This is a genomic window from uncultured Psychroserpens sp. (assembly GCF_947500255.1).
Taxonomy (GTDB): domain Bacteria; phylum Bacteroidota; class Bacteroidia; order Flavobacteriales; family Flavobacteriaceae; genus Psychroserpens.
The window spans coordinates 269,346-276,285 of record NZ_CANMRL010000006.1; the positions used below are offsets into that span (position 1 = coordinate 269,346).

Sequence of the window (6,940 nt, forward strand, 5' to 3'; positions counted from 1 at the left end):
GCGTTACCTACAGTGTAGCAGGTTGTTAATCTTCAGATTTTTTTCAAATTTTTCCCATTTTATATTTTTCAGAAAAGTAAGAAACTAATCCATTTCAAAGAATAAACTTAATTAGTACACATTATACATGTTCGAAATTTCCGAATTAAAAGCAAAGAAGCTTCCTGAACTTCAGGAAATCGCTCAAAAATTGAACGTTCCTAAATACCGTTCGTTAAAAAAACTGGATCTCGTTTACCAAATCTTAGACTTCCAAGCAGCCAATCCAGATGCTGTAAAAAAAGAAGTAGCAGCTCCTGCTCAGAAACAGGAACAGAAGAAACCTGCACCGCAACAAAGAAAGCCTAGAGCTCGTGTTGAAAAAAAACAAGATGATCAAAAACAGGATCAAAAACCTGCACAGCAGCAGAAGATGAACCTAGAAGAGAAAAAAGAGGATAACTCTCCTAAATCTCATCCTAAGGACAAAAAAGACAATAGAAACAATAATCAGAGAGGTGATAATCGTTCTAAAAACTCTAATGACAATAAGCAAAATAATCGTCAGAAGAATGATAATAAACAGAACAATCCGCGCTCTAAAGATGGTAATCAACATAAAAACAACGGTAACAAAGACAGTCGCAACCGTTATAGAGAGCCAGATTTTGAATTTGATGCTATCATTGAAAGTGAAGGTGTATTAGATATTATGCAAGATGGTTACGGATTTTTACGTTCATCTGATTATAACTATCTATCGTCACCCGATGATATTTACGTATCTCAGTCTCAAATTCGTCTATTTGGATTAAAAACAGGAGATACAGTTCTAGGTCATGTAAGACCACCAAAAGAAGGCGAGAAATATTTCCCCTTAATCAAGGTTAGTAAAATTAATGGTCAAAAACCAGAAGTTGTAAGAGATCGTGTATCTTTTGAACATTTAACACCTCTGTTTCCTCAGGAAAAATTCAATATTGCAGAAAAGCAAAGTACGATTTCAACACGTATCATGGATTTGTTTTCTCCTATCGGAAAAGGACAACGTGGTATGATTGTTTCTCAGCCAAAAACTGGTAAGACCATGTTATTAAAGGATGTTGCAAATGCTATTGCTGCAAATCATCCTGAAGTATATCAAATGATTTTATTAATTGACGAACGCCCAGAAGAGGTAACAGATATGCAACGTAATGTTCGTGGTGAAGTAATTGCTTCTACCTTTGATAAGGAAGCACATGAGCATGTGAAAATTGCGAATATTGTATTAGAAAAAGCGAAACGCCTTGTAGAGTGTGGTCATGATGTAGTCATCTTATTAGATTCAATTACACGTTTGGCAAGAGCTTACAATACAGTTCAACCAGCATCTGGAAAAATATTAAGTGGTGGTGTAGACGCAAATGCGCTTCATAAACCAAAACGATTTTTTGGTGCTGCCCGTAATATAGAAAATGGTGGTTCATTAACTATAATTGCTACAGCATTAACAGAAACTGGCTCTAAAATGGACGAAGTTATCTTCGAAGAATTTAAAGGAACAGGTAATATGGAATTGCAATTAGATCGTAAGATATCTAACCGTCGTATTTTCCCTGCAATTGATTTAACATCATCTAGTACACGTCGTGATGATATCCTATTAGATGAAACTACAATTCAAAGAATGTGGGTAATGAGAAAATATCTTGCCGATATGAATCCTGTAGAAGCTATGGAATTTATTAACGATAGATTTAAACAAACAAGAAATAATGAAGAGTTTTTGGTATCTATGAATGGCTAAATACATAAAAACTTAATACAACAAAAAACTCTTAATATAGTATTAAGAGTTTTTTTTATGAATAAAAACAAATAACTCGTTTGTTGAGAATACATCACATAAAAAAAGCTTCTCACAATGAGAAGCTTTTATAATTTTAATTATAATAAGTTCTTGTTAGCTTAGGGAAGCTACATGCTTAGTTAATTTCGACTTCAAATTAGCTGCTTTATTATCATGAATGATATTGTTCTTAGCTAATTTATCTATCATTGAAATAACTGAAGGCAAGTACTCTTTTGCGTCTTTAGCCTTTTCCATATCACGTAATCTCTTGATAGCTCCACGAGTAGTTTTGTGTTGGTATCTATTACGTAAACGTTTAGCTTCGTTACTTCTAATTCTTTTTAATGCTGACTTATGATTTGCCATTGTATTTTCTTTCTTATTAAAAATTGTAGCCCGTAGGGGAATCGAACCCCTCTTACCAGGATGAAAACCTGGCGTCCTAGCCGATAGACGAACGGGCCATTTGAGTTATTTCATTTGTAGTTGGACATTTTATTAGTGTTCTAACTACAATTTCAAATGAACATGCAATTACTCATTGCGGATGCAAAAATACAACTATTTTTAAATGTTGCAACACCTAAATAAACTTTTTTAAAAAAAATTTAATACGCCTTAGCAAATAACACCCTTTTCGTTGATGGTTTCCCACTGTAAACGCAGACTCCATCTATAGTTTTAGCATCCATTGGTATACATCTAATGGTCGCCTTTGTCAACTCTTTTATTTTTTGTTCTGTCTCCGCAGTACCATCCCAATGTGCAGAAATAAAACCAGTTTTGGACTCTAAAACATCTTTGAATGTTTCAAAATCATCAACTTCAGTGATATGCGTATCTCTAAAATTAAGCGCTTTATTAAATAGTTCATCTTGAATCACTCCTAATAATGAACTTATTGTAGATGACAGTTCAGACATTGACACAGTTTCTTTGCTTAAAGTATCACGCCTAGCTAATTCTACTGTTCCATTTTCTAGATCTTTAGGACCAATAGCTATTCTTAAAGGTACTCCTTGCAATTCATGCTGCGCAAACTTAGCCCCTGGTCTATGCGTTGTTCTAGAATCAAATTTACAAGTGACGCCTAGAGTTTTTAATTCTTTTATGATACCATTTGCCTTTTCAGTAATAGTATCTAGCTGCTCGTCATTTTTATAAATAGGAACAATCACCACTTGAAAAGGTGCTAAATTTGGAGGTAACACCAAACCTTTATCATCACTGTGTGTCATAATTAAAGCTCCCATTAATCGCGTTGAAACACCCCACGACGTTGCCCAAACATGATCCAACTTCCCTTCATTGTTAGTAAATTTAACATCAAAGGCCTTAGCAAAATTTTGCCCTAAGAAATGAGATGTTCCAGCCTGTAATGCCTTTCCGTCTTGCATTAAAGCCTCAATACAATAGGTTTCTTCAGCACCTGCAAAACGCTCACTTTCTGTTTTCACACCTTTTATAACTGGTATAGCCATAAAATTTTCAGCAAATTCTGCGTAGACATTATTCATGAGTTCTGCTTCAACTAGTGCTTCTTTTTTAGTCGCATGAGCAGTATGTCCCTCTTGCCATAAAAATTCAGCAGTACGTAAAAATAACCGCGTTCTCATTTCCCAACGTACCACATTGGCCCATTGGTTAATTAAAATTGGTAAGTCTCTATAACTTTGAATCCATCCTTTATATGTATTCCATATAATAGCTTCACTTGTAGGTCTAACAACAAGTTCTTCTTCTAGTTTAGCCTCAGGATCAACTCGAAGCTTTCCTTTATTATCTGGATCATTTTGCAGCCTGTAATGTGTAACCACTGCACACTCTTTTGCAAAGCCTTCAGCATTTTTTTCTTCAGCTTCAAACAAGCTTTTTGGCACAAAAAGAGGAAAATAAGCATTTTGATGTCCTGTTTCTTTAAACATTCTATCTAATTCTGCTTGCATTTTTTCCCAGATTGCAAAGCCATAAGGTTTAATAACCATACATCCTCTTACCGCTGAATTCTCAGCTAAATCGGCCTTTACGACCAATTCATTATACCATTTCGAATAGTCTTCTGCTCTACTTGTAAGGTTTTTACTCATTTTAAGTGTTTTGGCACAAAATTTGTGATAATGTTAAATAAAAAAATAGTTCAACAAAACTAACTATTTTTGTAATGTTCAACAATAAAAATCAAGAGATATGCAATTAAACAATTACATACAGAACAAATTTCCATTTTTTGTTGCACTAAGCTTAACATTTCTGTTGGCTTCTTGTGGTTCATACCAATATGTTGGTTATGACAGTGATGGTATCTACAGTGACAGTGAGGTAGTGTATGAAGAAACAAGAACCGTTCCTGCAGAAAACAATAGTTATTTTAAAGATTATTTTACAGAAAAATCAGATCAGTATGATAACATTCCCGATGATGGTAGTGCGATATTCACTGATATAGATTCATATGTAGGCGAGTATGATGATGAACCTTCTGATGAAGTTCAAACTGGTAATGCTGGTTGGGGACAAGATCCTGATAATGTAAGTATTAATATTATCAACAACGGTTGGGGTTGGAACAATTGGGGTTGGAATAATTGGGGATGGAATAGATGGAATAGATGGAACAGGTTTGGTTGGTCTCCTTGGGGCGGCTTCAATAATGGTTTTGGTGGTGGTTTTTACAATGGCTGGGGCTTTTATGGTAATGGCTGGGGCTGGAATGCAGGTTTTGGCTGGGGCTGGAACGCATGGTGCCCTCCAGGGTATTATGGATATGGCTTCAACAACGGTTATTACAATAATGTAGCCTATAACTATGGAAGAAGAGGATCTATTAATGGACTCAATAGAGCAACCACACGAAGAGGCGCTTATAGCAGCAGATCAAATGCAGCATTAACAAGAGCAAATACGCGACGAAATAATACAAGCATAAGAAGTAATACAAGAAGTAATACCAGGATTAGAACAACTAGACCTAACACTCGAATTAGAACAACTAGACCTAATACTCGAATTAGAACTAGACCAAATACGCGGAACAACTCCAATGTTAGAACGCGTCCAGGTAGAAGTAATAACTCTAGTGTAAGAACTAGACCGAGTAGAAGTAATAACTCTAGCGTAAGAAGTAGTAGATCTTCTAGTAGAGGAAGCTCCGTAAGAAGTTCTGGTGGCTCTTCAAGATCGTCTGGTTCATCTAGGTCATCATCTAGAGGTGGTGGACGTAGAGGATAATCCAAATTTATTTATCGAAAAATTATAAAATTTTACTATGAAAAAATTAACTATACTAGTCATAGGTGTACTTTCTATGTCTAATATTATGGCTCAAGATATCTCTGATGCCCTAAGATATTCACAAGATGAAATTCAAGGTTCTGCTCGATTTAGAGCTCTAAGTGGTGCTTTTGGTGCACTTGGAGGCGATATGTCTGCAGTTAGTATTAATCCAGCAGGTTCTGCAATTTTTAGTAGAAGTCATGCATCGATATCACTTTCGGGTTTAAATATCGATAATGATGTAACCTATTTTAATGGACAAAGCACGTCTTCAGATTCTAAAACAGACATAAACCAAGGTGGTGCGGCTTTTGTTTTTTCTAACAATAATGAAAATTCACCATGGCGTAAATTTGTACTAAGTGTAGCTTATGATAAAACTGCAAACTATGATGACCAGTGGTCAGCAAATGGACAGAATACAAATTCTATAGATAGCTACTTTTTAGCTTTTGCACAAGGCAAAAGACTTGATGAAATATCTGCTTTTCCTGGCGAAACCATATCTGAGGCATATGGAGAAATTGGTGCGTTTTTTGGTTTTGGAAATCAACAAGCATTTTTAGGATATGAATCTTTTATTTTAGAACCAGATGCAAATACTGATGAAAATACAATATACACGTCCAATATAGCTCCTGGTACTTTCAATCAAAATTATAACTATACCTCAAGAGGATATAATGGAAAAGTTAGTTTTAATGCTTCTGCTCAATATGATGATAGGCTGTATTTGGGTATAAACTTAAATACACATTTCATCAATTATGAAAGATTCACATCTTTTAATGAATCTAATTCTAACGCTGGTTCTTTAGTAACAAATGTAGGCTTTGACAATAATTTACTGACAACTGGAAATGGGTTTTCCTTTCAATTAGGAGCCATTTTAAAACTTACAAATGAATTAAGAGCTGGTTTTACATATAATTCACCAACATGGTTGACCATCACAGAAGAAACTTCGCAATATGTAGAAACGGTAAGAAATGATGGAAGCGGTAATATTTCCACATTTATAAATCCAAATATCATAAATATCTTTCCAGATTATAGACTACAGTCTCCTGGCAAAATTACAGGAAGTTTAGCTTACGTTTTTGCTGAACAAGGGTTACTAAGTTTCGACTATTCAAGAAGGAATTTTAAAAACACTAAGTTCAGACCTACTTCAGATGCCTTTTTTGCAACTCAAAATGATATTATAGATGATGTTTTCAAAATCGCGAATACATACAGAGTTGGTGGCGAATATAAAGTTAAGCAATTTAGCTTTAGAGGTGGATATAGGTTTGAAGAAAGTCCTTACGAAGACGATACGTTCTATGGAGACTTAACAGGTTATTCTTTAGGTTTAGGTTATAACTTTGGAAACACCAGACTAGACATTACATATGACCAAGCTGAGAGAACAACTAATAATCAGTTATATTCTGTTGGATTAACTGATGCAGCGACCTTAGACACAAACAATTCTAACATTACGCTGACCTTAGGTTTTAACTTGTAATCTAAAAAACAAAACATAGATTAAAAATGCCGAACGTTTGTTCGGCATTTTTATTTGATAAGACATAGTATATAAATACATTACTTTTCCAGAGTTCTTATTCCAAACCCAAATAAAACTAGTAACACTAAGATAAAAGAGCATATCACATCATAATATTGGTTTATTAAAACAGTATGTTATCTCGAAAAGGTATTAGGTTATAAATAAAAAAGCCATGCATGTGCGCATAGCTTTTTTATTGATTTATTTATTATTATTCCCAACTTATCTTTTCAGGGTAAAATGGGCTTTAAATTCTTTACGGTCACCTGTATTAGGTTCATTATACTCAACTACAAACC

Annotated in this window: 5 protein-coding genes and 1 tRNA gene; 3 read left to right on the forward strand and 3 right to left on the reverse strand. The window is 34.6% G+C overall.

What is annotated here, in order from left to right:
* The first annotated feature begins 127 nt into the window (after positions 1-127).
* The gene (gene rho / locus Q0783_RS16420; protein ID WP_298896931.1) at positions 128-1,768 is read left to right on the forward strand and encodes a transcription termination factor Rho; all 1,641 of its coding nucleotides are present in this window, start codon (positions 128-130) and stop codon (positions 1,766-1,768) included.
* A gap of 156 nt (positions 1,769-1,924) precedes the next feature.
* Here rho and rpsT read toward each other — a convergent pair whose 3' ends face one another.
* The 3 genes from rpsT to proS all read right to left on the reverse strand — a co-directional run bounded on the left by rpsT (position 1,925) and on the right by proS (position 3,900).
* The gene (rpsT, locus tag Q0783_RS16425) at positions 1,925-2,179 is read right to left on the reverse strand and encodes a 30S ribosomal protein S20 (RefSeq protein WP_230936704.1); all 255 of its coding nucleotides are present in this window, start codon (positions 2,177-2,179) and stop codon (positions 1,925-1,927) included.
* 26 nt (positions 2,180-2,205) lie between these two features.
* Positions 2,206-2,277: transfer RNA gene (locus tag Q0783_RS16430), tRNA-Glu, on the reverse strand.
* Positions 2,278-2,421: 144 nt separating this feature from the next.
* Positions 2,422-3,900, reverse strand: a complete 1,479-nt coding sequence (proS, locus tag Q0783_RS16435; RefSeq protein WP_298896933.1) for a proline--tRNA ligase — start codon at positions 3,898-3,900, stop codon at positions 2,422-2,424.
* 100 nt (positions 3,901-4,000) lie between these two features.
* Between proS and Q0783_RS16440 the strand changes: the two genes are divergently transcribed.
* Complete coding sequence (locus Q0783_RS16440) at positions 4,001-5,041, forward strand: hypothetical protein (protein ID WP_298896935.1); 1,041 nt, start codon at positions 4,001-4,003, stop codon at positions 5,039-5,041.
* A 37-nt stretch (positions 5,042-5,078) separates the two neighbouring features.
* Complete coding sequence (locus tag Q0783_RS16445; RefSeq protein WP_298896937.1) at positions 5,079-6,596, forward strand: outer membrane protein transport protein; 1,518 nt, start codon at positions 5,079-5,081, stop codon at positions 6,594-6,596.
* Positions 6,597-6,940: the final 344 nt, after the last annotated feature.

Excerpts from the sequence above, each read along its gene's own strand:
- rho (WP_298896931.1), top strand. The coding sequence starts at position 128 with ATGTTCGAAATTTCCGAATTAAAAGCAAAGAAGCTTCCTGAACTTCAG.
- rpsT (WP_230936704.1), bottom strand. The coding sequence starts at position 2,179 with ATGGCAAATCATAAGTCAGCATTAAAAAGAATTAGAAGTAACGAAGCT.
- proS (WP_298896933.1), bottom strand. The coding sequence starts at position 3,900 with ATGAGTAAAAACCTTACAAGTAGAGCAGAAGACTATTCGAAATGGTAT.
- Q0783_RS16440 (WP_298896935.1), top strand. The coding sequence starts at position 4,001 with ATGCAATTAAACAATTACATACAGAACAAATTTCCATTTTTTGTTGCA.
- Q0783_RS16445 (WP_298896937.1), top strand. The coding sequence starts at position 5,079 with ATGAAAAAATTAACTATACTAGTCATAGGTGTACTTTCTATGTCTAAT.